Here is a 20,390-nt window from a genome sequence, read left to right as displayed (position 1 = left end):
TGAGTGGCGAGTGTACACTTCGATTCAATCGTTGCCGTACACTTACAGAAGAGTTTGATGGATGAAAAGCTTGCCGTCGTCGTCGATCATGACCGCGGTCTGACTAGAGATTATCTCATCGTCATACGAGTCACTGGACAGCGTCGCACGGCTGGGTGTGTAATCGTGTTTTAGATTTTGTGGAGAATCAACGTGATCATCAGACAGCATTCTACAGCAAAGGTCAACCAAATTTGCCTGGCCATCCGCTTGTGGCGATCTCCCTTCTTTCAATCGACCCGCAACCCTTTCAGCATGATTTTCGTGCTGCGATTCATCAGCAAATTCTCTCCGGCACTGGCATTGGCATGGTAATCGCCTTTGCGACTTGTGCTGTTGTCTGGACCCGATTGAATGGATTCAACATGCATTAGACCGAATGTGTTTTCCCGTTTTCTTCGTAGACGACTCGATACAAGTCTCCTTTGCGGTCGTGCCAATTTTGCACGGAACCGGTCTTGCGATGCCTGCGTAATTGTTCGAAGTCCAGGTCATGAATGATAACCGTTTCGACGTTAGGATTGCATTCTGCAGCAATCGCGTCTCGCGCGAATTCGGCATCCGCGGGAGTATAAATGCCCGATGGCGCATAGTGAATGTCCGAGTTTTCAACAAACGGTAAATTGCCGGTGCAGCCACTGATTGCAACGTATAGCTGGTTTTCAATGCAACGGGCTTGCGCGCAATATCGCACTCGCAGGTAGCCATGCCGCGTGTCGGTGTTGTACGGAACAAAGATGATCTGTGCTCCCTTCTCTGTTGCGATTCGCGTTAGCTCTGGCAACTCGATGTCGTAGCAAATTTGGATTGCAATCGGACCACAATCGGTCTCGAACACTTCGACGACGCTTCCAGGATTCACGCCCCACCATTTTCGCTCGGTGTGATGTGGATCTTGTTTGGCCATGAGAAAGACGCCTTTACAGGAGCAGATCAAAAACGAGTTGGCAAATTTGAAATTTGCAATGGCGGCACCCTGTTTTTGGACGAAATCGGCGAAATGGCACCCATCATGCAGGCGAAATTATTGCGAGTGTTGCAAGAGAAAGAATTTGAACGCGTTGGTGGTAGCGTCCCCAGGAAGACCGACGTCCGCATTATTGCTGCGACCAATCGTGACTTAAACGCAGCGATGGCGGATGGTAGCTTCCCTAGTCGCTCGATGGCCCTAGCCACTCGATGGCCCTAGTCGCTCGATGGCGCTAGTCGCTCGATGGCCCTAGCCACTCGATGAAAAGAGTCGCTGCGAAAGTGGATTGGGCAATTTGTTGACACACTCAAAACAGCGTTGAAAAGAGACTTTTCGATTCCATCCCTTTTTGTTTAACTGTGGCGGAGTTTGGATACTGCGGTACGAAAACGGCATTAAGCGAGTACTATCCGCTACTTGGAACCACTTGCACCAAAACAAGCTGGCGAAGCCGCACGTCCACTATGACGGATTACCCTATGCTCTCGTCGCGTTGCGTGGGAGGGAATTCAAAACCGATCAAGTCTCTATCGATGCAAATTTTGCACAATCTCGTGCTTGGCGATCAATCTTGATCCGCGCTGACGCGTCACATCGCAGACCGATAGCCAACGGCTATGTAATTGGTCGTACAGGTTGTCGGTCGCCCTCGCTCCATGCTTGATACCAGACACTTTTCCACCCGCGCGGTGCGAGTGCCCTCCGGCACCGCCCAGACCATGGAGCGTTTTTTGTAGAAGAAGAACGGCACTATCGGAATCTCGCGATGTTCGTGCCGAGATCAGTAAATCGTCTCCGACAATTGCAGCACAAAGCACGCTACGGATGTCGTCACAACGAACAAGCATGTCCGCGACCTCACCTACAATTTCTACGCCAGCGGCTCGTGGAAGGAAACAGATCGCGACATCTCCATAAAGAAAAGTGCTCTGCAGCGCCAAAAGCAGATCAGCGAAGTAGTCTCGCGTTAACGGGGCGTTCTGGATTTCCGCCAGCAATTCAGGCTCACCAAACTCCGTCAACCAAGTTAGCATCGTTCGATCAAGCTGAGAAAAATGGGTTTCGTGACCGCAAGTTTCCGTTCGTACCGCGTACAGCATGGCGGTTGCCAGTTTCGCGCCTGGGTCGATCCCTTGTTCTTGAAGGTAGCTGGCAGTGATCATCGCGGATGCCGCTACATTGGGGCGAATGTCCGTGAACGGCATTGCTAAGGAACCATTGCCGGTAACGTGATGGTCAATGATGCCAACCGGCTTGATGTTGTGGCGGGTCAAAAGATGGTTCGTTGCCTCCAAGCCACAGTCGACCAGAATCGTCGCCGTTTGGCCGTCAACGAAGATGTCATCCACTAACTCGATGGGCGGATGAAGCAGTTCCACCATGTAACGGTTTTCCGCTCGAACGATCGCTCCCCCAGCGATGACTCGAACCGGCTTTTGCAGTCGCTCGTGGACTAGAACCTCGATCGCCCAACCCGATGCAATCGCATCCGGATCAGGGTTGTCATGCATGACGACAAGAACTCGCTCGTAGGCATCAAGGACTTCGAGTAATCGAGAAGAAGTTGATGGCGATGAAACTTGGTTGTTTGTCATGATCGAAGAGATGCAAATATGAAATGCAGCGACACTCGATAGAACACAACTATCGAACACGCTGCCACTCATATCATAACCTGATGGAATTGGCTGACGAGGCAACCAGGGCGGTGAATTGACGTCAACTCTCGAATTCGGTTGTAGGGAGTGCGGATTGCGTAAGCGAGATGGCCAAAACCTTGCCGCATTGGAAAGAATCTTTTCAAGATTGTGCCCGCTGCGAAAACATATGCATTGACCGCCCTACCCAACATCAGGGTAAATGACCGAATCGCGACGATGTGCAACGGAGAAATCCAACAATAAGAATCGTCGTTTGGCATGACGTGTGCGGCAGGGTTATTGATCCGGTTGTTCGCTCGGCCCGAATTGCTTGACCCAAATTGCTTGACCCAAATTGCTTGACCACGAAAGAGCCTCAATCGGACTGCCAAATACTGTCAAGCGAAAATGGGTATGGGCAGATTTTCTTTCCTCGAAGACAAGGCTGACTGAAACAATGAAATTTGGCATCATTTCGTGTGCACCACGATGTTGATGTTACAAAACTTGTCGACTTGTAGCAGCGGCAAGGGAACTTGGTTACAAAACGTCGGTCATTAATACACTTAAATGCGCCATCGATCTGCAGCGTGGTAAGCCTGGCATTTACAACAAGGGGAAACCGCTTGGTGACTATGATGCAATGATTCCGCGTATCGGAGCCAGCGTTACCGACTTTGGTACTGCGGTTGTGCGACAGCTTGAACCGATGAACGTGTTCGTTGCCAATCGTTCCGCAGGGATTGCGAACAGTCGCGATAAGTTCCGTAGTTTGCAAATCCTCAGTCGGCACTCCATCGGGATGCCCAAGACGACGTTTGTGCGAGACCGTGGCGATGTGACCGCGTCCATCAACCGAATTGGTGGCGCTCCAGTAATTATCAAATTGCTTGAGGGGACTCAGGGAGTCGGCGTGATTTTGGCTGACTCGATCAAAATCGCTGAGGCGATCATCGAGACACTTCAAACCGCGAAACAGAATGTTCTCGTCCAGGGCTTTGTTGGCGAAAGCAAAGGACGCGACGCGCGTGCGTTTGTTGTCGGAGATCGTGTGGTTGGAGCGATGCGACGGGTTGCTCAGGGCGATGAGTTTCGCAGCAATGTTCATCGTGGTGGCCAAGTGGAAAGCATCGAACTTGATGATGAGTATCGAGAGACGGCGATTCGGGCGGCTCAGATCATGGGGTTACGGATTGCGGGTGTGGATATGCTTGAAGGCAAAGAGGGCCCCCAGGTGATGGAGGTCAACAGCTTCCCAGGCCTTGAGGGAATCGAGCGTGCAACAAGAACGGATATTGCTGGTGCAATCGTGGATTACTGCGCCGCGCATGTCGATTTTCCTGAAATGGATATTCGCCAACGCTTGACGGTTAACCGTGGCTACGGCGTCTGTGAACTTGTCGTGCCGGAGGGTTCCCATTTTGTTGGCATGACGATCGCAGAAGCAGCATTCACTGACAAAGACATCAACGTTTTGACCCTTTATCGAGGCAGCACCGTGATCCCGAATCCGAAATCGACACGCAACATGGAAGCGGGAGATCGCTTATTATGCTCTGGGAAACAAGAGGCGATGAAGGCGATGGTGCCGACGAAGACTCGTAAAAAACGTAGTCCGAAAATTAAAACTCTCGATTCTGCAATGATCGAGGATGCCACTTCGCATTCGGACCAAAGCTAACCCCTTAAACTCAATACTCTAACCTCGAAGAGAAACACCAATGCGTATTTTGATCCCAACCGCTGGAGAAGAAGCCGCCTGCGAGATTGCGGAATACACGATGGAGGTTGCCAAGCGGATGGGAGCCGACGTGATCGTACTGCATATCTTGCGTGACGGAGAAACGGATGAGGACGGCATCCAATCTTGCCTCGTATTCACGAATGCTGCCAATAAGCTTGGCGTGTCCGTGTCGTCGCGAATCGGCGGTGGTGAAGTGGTCAAGGCAATTCTACGCGTGGCACAAGAGGACAATGCGGACATTATTCTCATGGGAGCCAGCCGCGGTAGTTTGGTTGAAAATTGGTTGAGCGCCGACGTGATGGGGCAAGGCAATGTTCCGGTCCTGGTGATTCCACATTGCTTCCGACGATTGCGAAACCAGTAACCACTTTGATCCAGACGCTGTTGATCACCACAGTATTGTCGATCACCACAGTTCAGGGACGAAAGTTTGGTCTTCCAGTGGTGGACGCAAATAGGCGCCCGCGGTCGGTCGTTTTGGCAATTTCGGTGGCGTAGGCGTAAGATCCTTATAGGAAATTTTGCTTAGTAAGTGAGTGATACAGTTTAGCCGAGCACATTTTTTTACATCCGCCTTGACGACGTACCAAGGCGCTTGCTTGATGTCCGTGTGCGCGAACATGGTGTCTTTCGCTTTCGAATACTCGATCCAGCGTGAACGCGACTCAACATCCATCGGACTCAATTTCCAGCTGCGGGTTGGATCCTTCATCCGTTTCTGGAACCGTCGCTCTTGTTCATCATCGCTCACGGAAAACCAATACTTAATCAGGATGATTCCCGAGCGAACCAACATGCGTTCAAATTGCGGGCACGACCGCAGGAACTCGTCGTATTCCTCGTCGGAGCAGAATCCCATTACGCGTTCGACGCCGGCACGGTTGTACCAACTGCGATCGAACAAAACGATTTCACCTGACGCGGGCAAATGAGCCGCGTAGCGTTGAAAGTACCAACTGGTCCGATCCCGTTCAGTGGGCCGGCCTAACGCAACGACGCGACAAATACGTGGATTCAAACTTTCGGTGACGCGTTTAATCACGCCACCTTTACCCGCCGCGTCCCGTCCTTCAAAAATCACAACGACCTTAAGCCCCTCGTGCTTGACCCACTCCTGCATCTTCACGAGTTCAATCTGGAGCCGAGCGAGTTCCTGCTCGTAAACTTGTCGGTCAATTTTATGCTTCGTCGGCTTGACGTCGCCGGGGTCGTATAGAGAAGCCGCCGATGTGGTCTTGCGTGTCGGTTCCTTCTTGCGTTGCTTGCGTGACATGGTGCTAGCCTCTTAGGTCGCGGATCAATTCACGTTTGGTTCGAGCGGCTCAACCTGTCATTGTAATGGCACTCGCCGATCGCTAGCAAAAAACACGTGGAAATGGGCCAAAGAAGTGGGAGACAAGCCAATAGAATCGATTTGACAAGGAGAACCGTTTGTGCAACATCGGCGTCCCGCATGTCTCGCGTTTGACGGGCACGGTCGTGAAGCGTTTTTCACCCCTCTCTCTTCCGCCACGAACCGACGTTCACGACGGATTGTCTCTACAGGTACCAAGCCGGACGTAACACGTCCTACAATGATGGAATTGAAGATCGTGTGGAAGCCTCCTGATAATGCTACTAGACGCATTAACTCAAGCGAGGAATCACGATGAAAGAAAGAGTAGTGTTGACCCTGATTGTTCTAGCCACGGTGTTAAGTGTGTTAGGCATGTTAGGTGTAGTCTGGTACGAGGATCACGCGTATTCGTACGGGACACCTGTAAGGATTAACACAGGTGTCTTGAAAGGAAAGCATGGCGTGATTGTTGACGGGGCTCACTATTTTGACTGGGTTTACACCGTAGTTGTTGATGACCGTGAAACACAGGTTGTGGAAAGTGACTTAAAGCCCGACTATCAAACACGTGAGCGTGTAGAGGAAGCGAGACGTCGTGAAGAGTTGAAGGCCAAAAGGTTATCGATATGACAGGCGAAAGAAAGCTATGAGTTCAGAAAAGCTAAGACGAGTGAGCCTGTGCATTCAAAGGCTCTGCAGCAAGGGGGATGCGGTTCAAGGCTCAGATGTTTGAGGGTGCCAGGAAGGTTCGCGGGGCACGGCAGCGGAGACGAAAAGGCATCATGGCCCGATCACCTTCATGCGTAGATAACATTCTCAAGCACTGTAACGAAGCCCTTGAGCGGGCAACAGACGAAGGTCGGGTGCGGAAGAATCCTTGGAAGCGGTTGGAACGTCCAGGGCAACATAGCGGTGTCACGGAGTACATCTCACGTGCGACAATCGCTCAGGTTATCAAAAAACTTGACAACGTCGCTCACATTCGTGTCCTCTCACTCGCCCGTTTCGCTGGGCTTCGTATCTCCTCTGAGTTAATCAACCAGAAGTGGGGGCACGTCACCTTGAATGAAGACCCACGTGTGCTCATTCACTCGCCTAAGACTGCCCGGTACGCGGGCGGGGATTCACGTATTTGCCCCCTCCTGTTTGGGCTCGATACGTTACTAGCCCACGAAAGTGAAGGCCCACACGTCATTCAACAACCTGAACTTTGGAAGTACAAAGGCAACGCGAACGCGAAGTGGTTAAGCGACGTACTCAAATCGGCAAAGGTCCCTCAGCGGCGAGGGTTGTGGACTTCTCTGCGAGAAAGTGCGGAAGCAGACATGCGTGACTTACCGGGTGTTGACCCTGAGCAAGTCTCTTTGTGGATTGGTCACGACATCAAGACCTACCGAAAGCACTACCGTAATCCAAGTACCGAAGCCCGCCGATGTGCTAGAAAGGCATCCCGTTCGAGGACATGAAGCACCCATTGAGACCCTGACTCTTGGGGGAATCTCTGTACGTTTGGCAGACTTTCGCGAACCGGAAAAACCGTAAAACACAGTGTTTTGCGGTGAATCGCACGATAGCAACTGTCCCATTAGGACTTGAACCTAAAATAACAGAGTCAGAATCTGTCGTGTTGCCAATTACACTATGGGACATTTAGGGAATGCCGGGGCAACCCTTGGGAATGCCGGGGCAACCCTTGGGAATGCCGGGGCAACCCTTGGGAATGCCGGGGCAACCCTTGGGAATGATCGTCCGGACTGATCCACTGGCGGGGCGTTTCTCACTTTGGCTCCAATTGAAGTACTATTTAGATCGTTTTTGCTGGCGGCGTCAAGATGGCAAAACGCTGCGTTTTGGGTTGCTTTTGCGGGAAACGGTTTTCGGTGGGCGGCGAATGGTCGCGTTGTTGTCTTTGCGAACCAGACTTACAATGGCTCTCTTTCACTTCCTTTCGGGTTCAATAGGCGTTATGGCTTACTTATCCACTAGCTCGCTCGGTGACGATGGCAGCGCTGAGCGTTTCCAGCTTCAGGACGACGAAACGACGATCGGCCGGCACCCTGAATGCCATGTGATGGTCGATGCAGGTGCGGTGAGCCGATACCATGCGAAAATCCTCACTCGACACGACGATTTTCTTGTCGAAGACTCTGGTAGTCGCAATGGCACCTTCTTAAACGGCCAATTATTAACAGGACCGGAAGTGCTTCGCGAAGGCGACCGAGTCCGCATCAGTGACGTGGAACTGATCTTCCATCGCGACATCGTTCCCGAGTTTGCTCGAAACGAAAACCAAATGACCTTTGACGGGTCTAACTTCGGCATCATGATGGTCGAAGATCAGGACACCGAGCGAGCCAGTTCATCGAAAATCGAGTTTCGCACCGGTACGGACGGATTCAAAATGTCGGCCACTGCCGAGGCGAAACTGGAGGCGTTGATACGAATCAACAGCAGCCTCAGCAACGCGCTGGGGCTGGACGAAGTTCTACCTAAAGTCTTGACGAGTTTGTTCGATATCTTCCCTGCGGCTGATCGCGGTTTTGTGGTGATGGAAGATTCGGAAAAGAACCTGATCCCACGCTGGGTCAAAACTCGTCAAAGCCGTGATGAGACCGAGACGGTTCGGATTAGCCGCACGATCGTTCGCGAGGTGATGAATTCGGGTGAAGCAATACTTTCGCTTGATGCATCCGAAGATACTCGTTTCGACAGCAGTCAATCGATTGCGGATTTTTCAATTAAGTCAATGATTTGTGCCCCGCTGGTCGATGGCGAAGGAAAGGCGTTCGGGGCACTGCAAATCGATTCGCTCAAAGGTCGCGGCCAATTTCGCGACGAGGATACCGATTTGCTCAGCGGCGTTGCGGCCCAAGCGGGGATTGTGATCAATAACGCCCGGCTTTACGAGGCGGCCCTGCACCAAAGGGAAGTCGAGCAAGATCTGAAATTGGCGACCGAAGTCCAGGCGGCGTTCTTGCCTCAGTCACCACCGGATGCACCGGGGTACCGCGTGCATAGTTTCTACAAAGCCGCCAACCATATTGGCGGTGACTATTTCGACTATATTCATCTACCGAATGGTCGAATCGGGATTGTTGTCGCCGATGTGGTCGGCCATGGTGTCGCAGCGGCGATGTTTATGGCGAAATTATCGGCGGAAACACGGTTTTGTTTAGCCAGTGATGAGAATGTCGCTCGCGCGATCGAAAGGCTCAATGATCGGATGAGTCGACTGCATGTTGAACGATTTATCACGTTCCTCTTGATGGTGATCGATTCGAATAGCGACACAGCGACGATTGTCAACGCCGGCCATATGGCACCGGTGGTCCGGTTGTTCCGAGATGGAACGATTTCAGAGCCAGGTGAGGAGGAATCCGGTTTGCCCATCGCGATCGATGACGGAATGACTTACGAGGCGGTTGAAATTCCAATGAACGTCGGCGATGTCGCTGTGTTGTACACCGATGGGATCAACGAAGCGATGAACGCGGCGGACGAAGAATTCGGGATGGACCGTATTCGCGAATTGACAGCGTTGGGGGGCGATGCCGAAGAAATTACCGATCGAATTGTCGACGGCGTGTTGCAACATATTGGTACTACACCGCCGTTCGATGATATGTGTTTGGTTGTTGTGGAGCGTGTTTCGGCTGCCGAGGCGGTTAAAGCGGATATCCACGATACGCTCGATAGCGATGAAATCGGCGAACTTGGTGAAACCAACCTCTAATCGGGCGGTAGCTACCAGCTCGGCGCGGAATTCGACTAGAATGGCCATCCTGATTTTGTCCGAAGAATCCTCTTTTTTTGAAACCTAGGCAATATGACGACAACCGTCGAATCGATGCAGGCTCAAGCCGACGAGTTCCGCCGACGCTACGAGGCGGTCAAAGCGATGATTGGGCGAGTGATCGTCGGTCATGACGATATTGTCCACGGTGTACTGACCGCGATGCTGTGCGGCGGCCATTGTTTACTCGAAGGGGTCCCCGGGCTTGGCAAAACGATGCTCGTCCGAACACTTGCTGAAGTGATGAGTCTCGATTTCAACCGCATCCAGTTCACGCCTGACTTGATGCCGGCGGATATCTTGGGAACCAACATGATTGTTGAAGACGATCAGGGTCATCGCCGATTCGAGTTTCAACGCGGCCCTGTATTTACACAAATTTTGTTGGCTGACGAAATCAACCGTGCAACGCCAAAGACGCAATCGGCAATGCTTGAAACGATGCAGGAAGGAACCATTACAGCAGCCGGCCAACGCTATGTGCTCGACAAACCGTTCTTTGTTTTAGCAACGCAAAACCCGATCGAACAAGAAGGAACGTATCCGTTACCCGAAGCACAAATGGACCGTTTTTTGTTCAAACTCGTCGTCGGCTACAGCACACGCGAGCAACTCAACACGATTGTCGACCGAACAACGCGAGGCGAACAGGCCGAGTTGTCAAAGGTAATGGACGGCAGCGAGATTTTGAAATGGCAATCGCTCGTACGGCAGGTGATTCTTGCACCGCATGTCCAAGATTACTTGGTTCGTTTGACCTTGGCAACGCATCCTCAGGGTCCGCACAGTGTCGAGGCGACCAACAACTACATCCGTTGGGGTAGCAGCCCTCGTGGAGCACAAACGTTGGCGTTGGCGTCCAAAGTCCGAGCTTTACTTGAGGGTCGCTACAACGTCAGCTTCGAGGACATTCGCCGCGTCTTTTTGCCGGCGATGCGGCATCGCATTTTGCTTAACTTCGAAGCGCAAGCCGAAGGGGTCGATCCGGATCAAGTGCTGCTCGATGTGCTTGAGCGAGTGCCTGAGAAAGCGGACTGAGTACGGAACTTTAAATGAGCAATCTGATCGATCCTATCGACGCTGAATCGACGGAAATTCCTGAACCAACAAGTTGGGAGTATATCGTTCGGAGCGGTTCGATGCGCACATTGGGTGTGATGACATCCAAAGAACGATTTCGCTATAGCGATCAGGTTGTTATTCGGGCCGATCGAGGTGTCGAAATCGGAACGGTGCTGTGCGAAGCGACGTCGGTAGCGAACGAAGCGATCACCGAGAAAACACATGGCACGATATTGAGAAAGGTGACGGCCGAGGATCGCCGGAAGCGGGACTCGCTTGACGCGATGGTACGCCAGGATATCGATGGCTGCCAACGCTCGGCCAATCAATTGCGGTTGGAAATGCAAGTGGTTGATGTTGAACGAACGCTTGGCGGTGAGCGGATTGTCGTCTATTACTTGGCCGAGCAACGAGTCGACTTTCGCCAATTGGTCCGCGACTTGGCAGGACATTTTCAAACGCGAATTGAAATGCGTCAAATCGGTGTCCGTGACGAGGCGAAGTTGTTAGCCGATTTTGGCGATTGTGGCCAACCTATTTGTTGTGCGAACCACTTAAGCAAGATGCCGCCCGTCTCAATGAGAATGGCGAAGTTGCAGAAAGCGACGCTCGATCCGAATAAGATCTCTGGTCGATGTGGTCGCTTGAAATGCTGTTTGCGTTATGAGTTTGAGACCTACGAAGCTTTGGCCGCAGAATTGCCGGCAATTGGTAGTTTGATCTTAACTCGAGATGGCCAAGCGACCGTGCTCGGCCATGATATCTTGTCGCAACAAATCGCGGTTAAAACCGAAGACCATCGCCGAATTATGATCTCCAATCCCGACGTCGTTTCCGTGATCCGAGTGGGATTCGAGGAAAAGAAGTCTCGAAGGAAAAAGAAATAGACGCGGCTACCTCTGCTTTTCTCTTTCTTCTTTGCGGGCGGGGTATTCAACCACGACCAACTCTTGGGAATCGTAGTCCCATGCGTATTCTTGATAATACGGCAACATCGACAATCGCATGCCATCCGGTTGCCCTACCTTGATGATCTCATCCATGAACTCTTGATGCGTCAGCGGCTTGGGGTCTTGGATGCTTTGTGCATTGCGAAGTTGGATCGCTTGGTGGATAGCCATGGAATTGATTTTCCCGACCTGCGTTCGATAGGCCGATGCACTCTGGGTCAACGGATTGGCACGTTCGATCTTCATCGAAGCCCTGTTTGCGCCCTCGGCGAGTGCTTCCTTTAGATCCACCACTGTGGTCGTTTTCTTGCCTAGTGTCTCACGCGGGGTCGCTTCTTCGGCCGTGACACCGGGCGTTGTTGATTCCGTCGACTTTGGTTGCGATGTCGAAGGAATGCATCCTGACGAAGCGATCACCATCATCGAGAGCGCGCAGAGTGAATGAAAAATCGGTTTCATGTTGGTAGTATCCGTTATGCGGGAAGGGAGCATTCATCTTAACATCTTATTCGACCGCTGGCACATGCGGTGTGGTTGGCTTAATGATTCGTGTAAAATCTCCCTTTTCATCGATCATCGACATCTTTTGTCGCGGGTTTTTCACCGCTCAAGGTAGCCAAGTTTTATGAATATGGATCAAACGGATTTCCAATGGGTTTGCGACCAAGCGAGAGAAGCAATGTTGCTGCAAACCGTCGCCGATTTGTTGGAGTGGGACGAACGAACTGGAATGCCAATTGGTGGTGGAGATTATCGTGCACAGCAGGTTAGCCATTTGCGAGGCAAGGTCCACCGTCTTCGGACAAGTGAGAAGTATGGCGAAACGCTCCTCCGGCTAAGTGAATCGCTTCCTCAAGGCCATGATCTTGCGTCGGATGCGCCAGCCACGATTCGCGGATTGACGCGACATTGGAATCGAGACCATCGATTGCCGGATGATTTGGTCGAGCGAACCGCACGTGCCACAGTGAAAGGCCAGCAAGCATGGGATGCAGCCCGCAAGGCGGACGACTTTTCGATGTTTCGCGATGCGTTGGCCGAGGTCCTCGTGTTAAAGCGGGAAGCGGGCGAGCGGATCGCCGAAGGAACCGACCGAAGTGTTTACGAGGCCCTGCTTGACGAGTATGAACCGGATGCTCGCGTCCATCATTTGAACCGAGTGTTCGCCGAACTTCGCACGCCACTTGTGCGACTGATCGACCAGATCCGTGGCGCGTCTCAACAACCGAATCGTGAATTGCTTGAACGAGATTATCCGGTCGATATCCAGCGTCGGTTGAGTCGGTTTGTTGCCGAGCAGGTTGGTTTTGATTTCCAACGCGGACGACTTGATGAAACCTCGCATCCATTCTGTACGACACTGGGACCAAGCGATTGCCGAATCCTTAGTCGATATGATGCAAATTGGTTGCCCGGTGGTTTGCTCGGTACGCTGCACGAAGCAGGACATGGGATGTACGAACAAGGACTGCGGAGCGATTGGTTTGGTTTGCCACCCGGTTCGTATTGTTCGCTCGGCATCCACGAATCCCAATCACGTTTGTGGGAGAACCAAGTGGGGCGTAGCCGAGCATTTTGGCAGTGGTTATTTGAGCACACGAAAGAGATGTTCGGTTCGACGTTAGCAGACGTGTCACTTGATGATTTTCACTTTGCGATCAATCAGGTCCAACCCTCACTGATCCGCGTTGAAGCGGATGAGGCAACTTATAACCTGCACATCATTATTCGATTTGATTTGGAACAACAACTGATCGATGGTTCGTTGTCGGTTGACGATTTGCCCGAGGCTTGGAATGCGCGATACCAGTCGGATCTAGGTATTTGTCCACCGTCAGCTGCCGACGGGGTTTTACAGGATGTGCATTGGAGTGCTGGACTGATCGGCTATTTCCCGACATACACGCTTGGGAATTTGGCGAGCGCACAATTGTATGATGCTGTAAAAGACCAAATCGAAGGGTTAGAAGAGGGGTTTTCGGAAGGACATTTCCAGCCGTTATTGGCCTGGTTGCGATCCAAGGTCCATGAGCGTGGGCAATGTGAAAGTGGCAACCAGATCGTCGAAAACGCGACCGGTAAACCGCTTTGTGCCGAAAGCTTAATTGGTTATTTGCAGAACAAGCTTGGCAACTTGTATGGACTCAAGTCCCCTGGCTAAGCCCTACGGGGTGCGTGCCCAATTGTCACGGGGGTGTTTCCCCCCTGCATTTCCGTCTTTGGGGAGGTACAATTGGGGTCGCAGATTCGCTTTCCCCGAACCTTGATGCCATCGAATGATTACCTCGACCTGCCCCCGGTGCTCTGAACTCTTCCGCTTGCCTTCGGCTGATGTGCCTCCGGATGCGACGGCGCAATGTCCCTGGTGCGGTGAGATATATCCGGCCAGCGAAATTGTAAACCAATTGCCGCCGATGGTTCAGTTGATTTCGGTTGATGGTCAGCCTCTTTTTACGGACGAAACCCCAGCGGCGGCCGGATTTGTGGACACTTCGGCAGCCGGAGTTGGCGGATTGGCCGCCGTGAGCGCGGCGGGAATTGGCGACGAGACATTGGAGGATGTCAACGAAACGGTCTTTGATAAACCCAGCGAAGATATTGATGAAACGTGGACGGACGGATCCGAAAAAACGGTAGCAGATGTCTCTGGTTTTCAGCCTGAAAACGTGGCGTCAACCGAGTTTGAAAGCGACTCGTTGGAGATTGAAGAGTTTGGGGAGGACGTTGAATCCCCCGAAGGAATGGAGCTCTCTGAGGGCGATCGTTTTCAAGAGAGCCCTGTTGATCTCGATGGTGCTGTGCATTTCGATGGTGAAGAGGACGAAGAGTCAGCGGATGATTGGAATCTTGAATTGGCCGATTCCGGGGCTCGAGACTCAACGATGGAAACGGATGACGAGTTGGCGTTTGCAGACGCAACCGTTCAGGCTGGCACGGTTGCGCCGATGAACGTTCGGCCTCGAACAAAGAAGAAATCGTCGCCGATCAAGACTCTGCTTGGCTATGTCGCAGGCTTTTTTATCGCTTTGCCTCTTGCGGGCGGGCTTTTGTTGGCAATCGGCAAACCGTTGAATCTGGGGTTTTGGCCATTCGATGGGACCGTGGGCAGCGGGGCATCGATGACACGTTCGGCAGCTCCGGTTGTCAGTAGCACGCCAGCGGCCCCAAACAATTCACGGCCAAGTGTTCCGCTACCGCCGGGCACTTCGGGTGGTCTTGGCGATGGGTTGCAGGCGGTGACCGACCAGCTGGCTGAGCTAAGTAACGATGGGCAAGACGCGGTGGATAGCACTGCTGGAACCTCGGACGAGGCGCTGGCGATGCCGAGCGAGTATTTGGCTTCGGACGACCCTAATTTGAATCCGAGTGCTAACGGTGAAGTTGCGTATCCACCCTCCGCTGAGCCGGCCGAGCCAGAGTCGGGCGAAGTAGAGTCGGGCGAAGTAGAGCCGGGCGAGACAGCGGCAGCTGTTGAAGAGGTGGTTGACGAGAACTCGAAGTCCATGGAATTGGCTTTGCCGAAAGGATACGACGAGACGAATTTGCCTTCCAATGTCGCTTCCACTCTTGAATCGCTGGCTTACGGTGACGTCGAAACGGAGCCTACCGTGCCATCGTTGGATTTGCCTGATGCGTCCGCAGTGCTTGATGTTGATGAAGCGAAACCGCCGGTGATCGACATTAAGCCCGCTAAGGTGGTTGCTTCTGAATCGACGGTCGACAAAGCGGTGACCGGAGCGAACACCTTGCTCGGTTCGCTGCTGAACTACGAGGGAGCAGAAAAGGGGCGTCGCAGTTTGTTAGCCAGATCTTATGCTGCGGTCGCTGCCCTGGGCGCCGAATCGGGGGCGGGGGAAAGTGAAAACGTCGAACGATTGCTCGATGATCTCGGCCGAAGTCCCCTTTCAAAAGATCTTGGCGATGCAGCGAATCTGTGGCTCGACTATTCGAAACGTAACACCGAAGGGGTCCTGTTGATCGGTCGTACCGGTGCGAATACGCGGGGGACCGTCATTCGTATCAACACTCCTAGTGGCGACGAACGTCCGGTGGTTGTCACGGGCCAAGCATTGCCGCCATCCGACCGAGTCATCGCCCTTGGGCGAATCCTTGATTCGGGTGATGGACAAACGGTCGACGTCGTGGCGGTCAAAGAATTGCCGTAGTCGAAAAGCTCCGTGCTTGTCAGTGAGTGTCAATCCGGACGCCTGCACCGGAGGCGGCAACGACGCTATAGACGGAGCCTGCTGTGGCACGTGTTTGACCTTTGTCCTGTTATCGTTTGCTTTTGGACAACGGACTTTAGCTAAGCATTCCAGGTGTGCTTTGACCCGGGATCGCCTTTGGGTATTTTCCATATTTGTCGGGCGATAGCGGGGCTGGATCGTTGAACGACTTGATTGCGTCGAGGTTCGCCAGTGATGAAACGCATCCAATGGCATCGTTCCATTTCACTCGCTTGCCGCTGTACGTCGCCATTCGGCCTAAGATAGCTGTCATCGTGCTGGCGGCTGCATCGTCGACTTCGTTTGGCGTCTCACCACGGCGCAATGCCTCGACGAAGTCCGTTTGCTCTTGTTGCTGCCTTCGATCGCTTCGCATCGGTTCGGCGCCGCTCTCCCAAATGCGATTGCCCGCTAGGTCGCTGATCACACCGCTGCTAATGTCGGCCGTTGCGACCGTACCATGAAGGTGTTCGCCGATTTGGTTACTGCAGCCTTTGATGTGTCGGCATTGGCTTAGCAGTCTCGTCCCGCCGGGATAGATAAATTCGACCATATGATGATCAAAGATTTGTCCATGGTCGGATCCACGTCTCACTTCGCGGCCACCTTGACCTTGTGCTTCGATTGGGTGAGTGCCGATGGCCCAATTGATAATGTCCAAATTATGTACATGCTGCTCGACGATATGATCGCCGCTTAGCCAAGTGAAGTAGTACCAATTTCGAAGTTGGTATTCGAGTTCGGTTTGATCCTTGGTTCGCGGACGGACCCAATTACCGCTGCCGTTCCAATAGGCACGTGCGAAAATCGGTTCGCCGATTGCGCCCGAATGGATCTGCTCGATCGTTTGGCGATAGCGTAAGTCGTGACGACGCTGGAATCCAACTTGTACGGCCAATCCATTTTGCTTTGCAATTTCATTCGCAGCCAAAATGCGATTTACTCCGACAGCGTCCGTCGCCAGCGGTTTTTCCATAAAGACGTGTTTTCCCGCTTGAACAGCCGACTCGAACTGCAACGGACGAAAACCGGGTGGCGTTGCCAAGAGGATGATGTCGGCGTCGCTATCGATGACTTTCTGGTAGGCATCGAGTCCGACGAAACGCGAATCGCGTACATCAACTTGATCGGCGTAGTGCCCTCGAAGTGTTCGGTAGGCTGTGTGCAGATTGTTTTCAAAGCAATCGCCCATTGCAACCAAACGAACCGAGCCGGAATTCGATCCGCCCTCGAAATCGCCGCCGGTGTCTAGCATTTGCATGGCCGCGCCAACGCCGCGGTTGCCACACCCGACTAGACCGATTCGGATCGTGTCGGAGCCAAAAGCATAAGCGGATTTGGCGACCGACAAATTCGTCCCAACAATCGCTCCACCGGCCAACATCATGCCGCCACCTTTCAAAAACCCCCGTCGCGATGCGGCGGGTGTTAATGAGGGTGAAACGGTCGGTGGTGTTTTCTTTCGAGATCGTTTTGACATGGTGTCATTGTAGCACGATCAAACATTCGGTCGACGTTACTTTTCGGCTTCTTCCCCGAAAAGCAGCATGATCGGCGAGCTGCCTTGCGAGCTGCCGTTGTAGGTGTAGCCGGCTTCGAGAGCTCGCTTAATTCGCTCGGAGGCTTCCGAAAGATGGGCTCGTGTGTAGGCATCCATTTTACCGCCACACTTTTTGATCGTCTTCGCGATCTTCTCTCGCAAATCCTTCAATTCCATTCGAGCAAGGTTGCTGATGGGCTTGTAGGCAGCGGTGCTGGTGGAATCTTCCAAGACCAGGTCGACCAATCGTTGCAAGTGTTCGCGTTGCAGGTTGCGACGCAGTGAGCTAATCATTGGCTTGCGGTCGTTTCGTCCTTCGGGGCATTCCAGGTCAAGTTCGCTCCACACTTCGGAGCCAATCGTTTCAAGCAATTCGGGAAGCGTCAATGCATCCTCGTCCGCTGGTAATCGCATTTCGTTATCATAAACGCGTCGAAGTGTCGTGGGGTTCATCAGCGACGTTAAGGCGGACGCTTGTGTGCTGAGAATCCGATCATGGATCGGCCATGTTGCCTCACTGCTCATCGATGATCTGCTACCACCGTCAAGCCATTTGTCGACACTCATGCGTTCGAGTAATTCGGGTGTTAACCCAAAGGCTTCGTCATTGAATGACGTGTCAATCACGAATTGGAGCGCATCCCGTTGGTCTTTTGCAGGGACAACGGTAACGGGTGGACGATTTCCAGGGTCACCCTTCTTGTCACGAATCACAAACGCACCACCGATCCAATTGGCCATCATGCTAACGCTGCGGGTTTGCAATCCCAACGTTAACTCGTAACCGCGACGAGCCTTGGCCCAACTATCGCCCTCTTTCACAAATTTATCTAGCATACGGCCGCGGTACAGTTTGATCAGCTTTGTTTGCTCGGTCGCATACGAAAGTGGATCGGCAGCGAAGTCGTATCGGCGAGCTAACGGATCGGGACCGCTGGTGTCTTCGTCAGTCGCGTATTGCAACTCAGGTTCACTGCATCGTTTCAAAATTTCCGGCAGCTTTTTGCTGTCAGCAACATATCCGTACTCGATTGCCCAGTAATCGTAGGGGCCGATATCGATCATCGCGTAATCACCTTGGACCTCACCCGCTTCGTAGCGGTAGTTGATCGGTGAATAATCCATTACCGATGACGCGAAGGTTTCTTTTCCTTTGACGCCTTCGGAGTTAATGTCGTCCAGTGTTCGGAGTGCCGAGGCTTTGAAGTTGTGCCGCAGTCCGAGAGTGTGGCCTACTTCGTGTGCGACCAAGTCCGACAACAGAGGACCGACGAACCATTCAGGCATACCGTCAAGAAGTTCACCCTCAGCGACTTTGTCCTCGGACTCGTCGTCTTCCTCATCTTCTTCGTCGTCTACATCTTCGTCGTCTTTAGCGACTTCTTCTTTGTCCTTCTTTGCGTCATCCTGATCCGCAGCGGCCTGTTTGGCTTCGTCAGCGGCTTGAGCTTGTTCTTGGTCGTCCTGCTTGTTTTTCTTTTTGTCTTTCTTGGCGTGTTCGTCCGCCATCAAGGCAAGGTTCCAATTCATACGGGCGATGGCCAGATCCAAATTCTTGCCACTCGCTGCCATGCACAAACCATTTTTTTGGCTAACGTGACCGAACAAGCCGTCGTACTCATCATCGCCAAGCAATGTTGGGTCGGCTTGGGCCATGGCGTATCCGGCCATGGGGGAGTGCGCTTGACGGGCAAATTTGGCCTGCAGTTCCGCTGCGTTTTCGGGCCGAGCAAATCGGATGCGCGGGTCCCAGTTGGGGTGCTTGCCGAGCCACGCTAAGGTTTCAGCGCTCGTTCCTTCCATCGCCAATTTTGGCATTAGGTCGTGGTAATTGAAGTTGAAATGGCGAATCCAACCATCGGTCAAAACGATATCTGCGTCGAGGATTTCGCCTGTTTCAGGATGCACACGACTCGGCCCGATGGCGGTGCCAACGTCGTTATTGAGCCATCGGATGAAGTTGTATCGAACGTCCTCAGGATCCTTTTCCATATGGACGCCGCTTTCCGCGTCTTGGTATTCGATCACGATCGCATCGACCAAACCGACCTTTTCAAATGCCTTGTTCCAATAGTCGACACCGTTTTTGATCCAGCGACGATAGCGGACCGGTGCGGTGTGCTCGACATAGAACCGGATTGGTTCTTTTGGTGGGCTAAGTTTTAACTTGGAATCGCGTTTTTCGAGGTTCCATCGGTTGATGTAGCGGACGCGTGTGTCGTCATCTTCATATTGACTAAGGTCCGAGAACGATGTCGTGAAGAAACCAATCCGTTCGTCGGCTTCGCGTGGTTTAAAACCATTGCGTGTCGATGGGACTTCGCTAAATGAATAGTGGATCGTCTGCAACTTGCCGGCGTTGCCAACGATTTCAAATGCGATCTCGACGTTCTTGGGGAAGACTTTGGCCGATTCGACCTTTTGGATTCTTGAATTGGTGATGCGAACCGACGAGCCAAAGAAGCGGGTTGCGTTGCCAACGAGTAACGCGTCAAGATCGATCACCGGGCCACCACCAGGTCCCATCGCGAGGATTGGAATGTCCAACATCACCGTGTCTGTGAACAACCGTTTCACGGAGGCTTTGGATTCCGCATCGCCAGTTGCACGAATGTCCAGGTTGGGTGAGATCACCGCCAATCGGTCACCGTAACGACGCCATTGAATCACCCAGTCGCCTGACTGTAATCCGGCGAATTTGTCGCCGCTGCCGACCGTCAATGCCAAGAAGTAGCTTTTACCGGCAAAGCTCTTGGGCAATTCGCCGATCAGCTGAGATTCCTTTTCTTTTTGCCAAACATTGAACAACCCTTTGGGGTTTTGTTGGTCCGAAACGGGAACGGCCTTGTATCCTTCGGAAACTTTTTCGAAAGTCGGCAAATCGCCGTAGCTGTTTTGGGTGAATGCCGCCAGGGCGCAATACAGCAAGCCGGCGAAAAAGGGGAGACGTTTGAAAGCGATCACGGTTGGCTCTTGGGTGATATTGGCAGGAAGAAATGTCGGCTGCGGCAGTGATGGCCTAAGCGCATAAACACGGACCGAGCTGCATATAGGATAGCTTCAAGGGCAGCGTTTCGTATAGTTTACGCA

At 52.6% G+C, this 20,390-nt stretch carries 14 protein-coding genes, 1 tRNA gene and 3 pseudogenes; 10 read left to right on the top strand and 8 right to left on the bottom strand.

Annotated features, from left to right (window positions below; translation table 11 throughout):
- Positions 1-269: 269 nt before the first annotated feature.
- Both CA13_RS34730 and CA13_RS06185 read right to left on the bottom strand, forming a co-directional pair.
- Entirely contained in the window at positions 270-410 is a 141-nt protein-coding gene (locus CA13_RS34730) for a hypothetical protein (protein WP_419193996.1), read from the bottom strand.
- Positions 410-922: pseudogene (locus CA13_RS06185) on the bottom strand (nitrilase-related carbon-nitrogen hydrolase); the annotation flags it as partial. The pseudogene CA13_RS06185 and the gene CA13_RS34730, both read right to left, overlap by 1 nt.
- A gap of 12 nt (positions 923-934) precedes the next feature.
- On the opposite strand from CA13_RS06185, the pseudogene CA13_RS06180 reads away from it, so the two are divergent.
- Positions 935-1,195: pseudogene (locus tag CA13_RS06180) on the top strand (sigma 54-interacting transcriptional regulator); the annotation flags it as partial.
- Between the two features lie 341 nt (positions 1,196-1,536).
- Here CA13_RS06180 and CA13_RS06175 read toward each other — a convergent pair.
- Positions 1,537-2,676 (bottom strand): DHH family phosphoesterase, encoded by a 1,140-nt coding sequence (locus CA13_RS06175; protein ID WP_146395082.1) that lies wholly within the window; start codon positions 2,674-2,676, stop codon positions 1,537-1,539.
- A gap of 430 nt (positions 2,677-3,106) precedes the next feature.
- On the opposite strand from CA13_RS06175, the pseudogene CA13_RS06170 reads away from it, so the two are divergent.
- Both CA13_RS06170 and CA13_RS06165 read left to right on the top strand, forming a co-directional pair.
- Positions 3,107-4,330: pseudogene (locus tag CA13_RS06170) on the top strand (RimK family alpha-L-glutamate ligase).
- Positions 4,331-4,370: 40 nt separating this feature from the next.
- Positions 4,371-4,757, top strand: coding sequence for a universal stress protein (locus CA13_RS06165; RefSeq protein ID WP_146395081.1), 387 nt, complete (start codon positions 4,371-4,373; stop codon positions 4,755-4,757).
- A 42-nt stretch (positions 4,758-4,799) separates the two neighbouring features.
- On the opposite strand, the gene ppk2 is transcribed toward CA13_RS06165, so the two are convergent.
- On the bottom strand, positions 4,800-5,666 hold the full coding sequence (gene ppk2, locus CA13_RS06160) for a polyphosphate kinase 2 (protein WP_146395080.1): 867 nt from the start codon (positions 5,664-5,666) through the stop codon (positions 4,800-4,802).
- A 375-nt stretch (positions 5,667-6,041) separates the two neighbouring features.
- Between ppk2 and CA13_RS06155 the strand changes: the two genes are divergently transcribed.
- Entirely contained in the window at positions 6,042-6,359 is a 318-nt protein-coding gene (locus CA13_RS06155) for a hypothetical protein (protein WP_146395079.1), read from the top strand.
- A gap of 152 nt (positions 6,360-6,511) precedes the next feature.
- A complete protein-coding gene (locus tag CA13_RS06150; RefSeq protein ID WP_146395078.1) occupies positions 6,512-7,195 on the top strand; it encodes a hypothetical protein in 684 nt (227 codons plus the stop codon).
- A gap of 111 nt (positions 7,196-7,306) precedes the next feature.
- On the opposite strand, the gene CA13_RS06145 is transcribed toward CA13_RS06150, so the two are convergent.
- Positions 7,307-7,378: transfer RNA gene (locus CA13_RS06145), tRNA-Gln, on the bottom strand.
- 317 nt (positions 7,379-7,695) lie between these two features.
- Between CA13_RS06145 and CA13_RS06140 the strand changes: the two genes are divergently transcribed.
- The 3 genes from CA13_RS06140 to CA13_RS06130 all read left to right on the top strand — a co-directional run bounded on the left by CA13_RS06140 (position 7,696) and on the right by CA13_RS06130 (position 11,471).
- Entirely contained in the window at positions 7,696-9,462 is a 1,767-nt protein-coding gene (locus CA13_RS06140; RefSeq protein WP_146395077.1) for a SpoIIE family protein phosphatase, read from the top strand.
- Positions 9,463-9,555: 93 nt separating this feature from the next.
- Positions 9,556-10,560: an AAA family ATPase gene (locus tag CA13_RS06135; protein WP_146395076.1), complete on the top strand. Its 1,005-nt coding sequence runs from the start codon at positions 9,556-9,558 to the stop codon at positions 10,558-10,560.
- 14 nt (positions 10,561-10,574) lie between these two features.
- Positions 10,575-11,471, top strand: a complete 897-nt coding sequence (locus tag CA13_RS06130; protein WP_419193995.1) for a PSP1 domain-containing protein — start codon at positions 10,575-10,577, stop codon at positions 11,469-11,471.
- A gap of 6 nt (positions 11,472-11,477) precedes the next feature.
- On the opposite strand, the gene CA13_RS06125 is transcribed toward CA13_RS06130, so the two are convergent.
- Complete coding sequence (locus CA13_RS06125) at positions 11,478-11,993, bottom strand: hypothetical protein (protein WP_146395075.1); 516 nt, start codon at positions 11,991-11,993, stop codon at positions 11,478-11,480.
- Positions 11,994-12,165: 172 nt separating this feature from the next.
- On the opposite strand from CA13_RS06125, the gene CA13_RS06120 reads away from it, so the two are divergent.
- Complete coding sequence (locus CA13_RS06120; protein ID WP_419193994.1) at positions 12,166-13,695, top strand: carboxypeptidase M32; 1,530 nt, start codon at positions 12,166-12,168, stop codon at positions 13,693-13,695.
- A 115-nt stretch (positions 13,696-13,810) separates the two neighbouring features.
- Positions 13,811-15,700 (top strand): hypothetical protein, encoded by a 1,890-nt coding sequence (locus CA13_RS06115; protein WP_146395073.1) that lies wholly within the window; start codon positions 13,811-13,813, stop codon positions 15,698-15,700.
- A 136-nt stretch (positions 15,701-15,836) separates the two neighbouring features.
- On the opposite strand, the gene CA13_RS06110 is transcribed toward CA13_RS06115, so the two are convergent.
- Complete coding sequence (locus tag CA13_RS06110; protein WP_146395072.1) at positions 15,837-17,240, bottom strand: Gfo/Idh/MocA family protein; 1,404 nt, start codon at positions 17,238-17,240, stop codon at positions 15,837-15,839.
- A gap of 36 nt (positions 17,241-17,276) precedes the next feature.
- Complete coding sequence (locus tag CA13_RS06105; RefSeq protein WP_419195088.1) at positions 17,277-20,228, bottom strand: zinc-dependent metalloprotease; 2,952 nt, start codon at positions 20,226-20,228, stop codon at positions 17,277-17,279.
- Positions 20,229-20,390 lie beyond the last annotated feature (162 nt).

Source organism: Novipirellula herctigrandis (assembly GCA_007859835.1).
Classification (GTDB): domain Bacteria; phylum Planctomycetota; class Planctomycetia; order Pirellulales; family Pirellulaceae; genus Novipirellula_A; species Novipirellula_A herctigrandis.
The sequence above is the reverse complement of the archived record's forward strand: the minus strand, read 5'-3'. Positions and strand labels throughout refer to the sequence as shown.

Coding starts and splice junctions, on each gene's coding strand:
- CA13_RS06155 (WP_146395079.1), top strand. CDS start 6,042: ATGAAAGAAAGAGTAGTGTTGACCCTGATTGTTCTAGCCACGGTGTTA.
- CA13_RS06140 (WP_146395077.1), top strand. CDS start 7,696: ATGGCTTACTTATCCACTAGCTCGCTCGGTGACGATGGCAGCGCTGAG.
- CA13_RS06150 (WP_146395078.1), top strand. CDS start 6,512: ATGGCCCGATCACCTTCATGCGTAGATAACATTCTCAAGCACTGTAAC.
- CA13_RS06165 (WP_146395081.1), top strand. CDS start 4,371: ATGCGTATTTTGATCCCAACCGCTGGAGAAGAAGCCGCCTGCGAGATT.
- CA13_RS06125 (WP_146395075.1), bottom strand. CDS start 11,993: ATGAAACCGATTTTTCATTCACTCTGCGCGCTCTCGATGATGGTGATC.
- ppk2 (WP_146395080.1), bottom strand. CDS start 5,666: ATGTCACGCAAGCAACGCAAGAAGGAACCGACACGCAAGACCACATCG.
- CA13_RS34730 (WP_419193996.1), bottom strand. CDS start 410: ATGCATGTTGAATCCATTCAATCGGGTCCAGACAACAGCACAAGTCGC.
- CA13_RS06130 (WP_419193995.1), top strand. CDS start 10,575: ATGAGCAATCTGATCGATCCTATCGACGCTGAATCGACGGAAATTCCT.
- CA13_RS06135 (WP_146395076.1), top strand. CDS start 9,556: ATGACGACAACCGTCGAATCGATGCAGGCTCAAGCCGACGAGTTCCGC.
- CA13_RS06120 (WP_419193994.1), top strand. CDS start 12,166: ATGGATCAAACGGATTTCCAATGGGTTTGCGACCAAGCGAGAGAAGCA.
- CA13_RS06115 (WP_146395073.1), top strand. CDS start 13,811: ATGATTACCTCGACCTGCCCCCGGTGCTCTGAACTCTTCCGCTTGCCT.
- CA13_RS06110 (WP_146395072.1), bottom strand. CDS start 17,240: ATGTCAAAACGATCTCGAAAGAAAACACCACCGACCGTTTCACCCTCA.
- CA13_RS06175 (WP_146395082.1), bottom strand. CDS start 2,676: ATGAGTGGCAGCGTGTTCGATAGTTGTGTTCTATCGAGTGTCGCTGCA.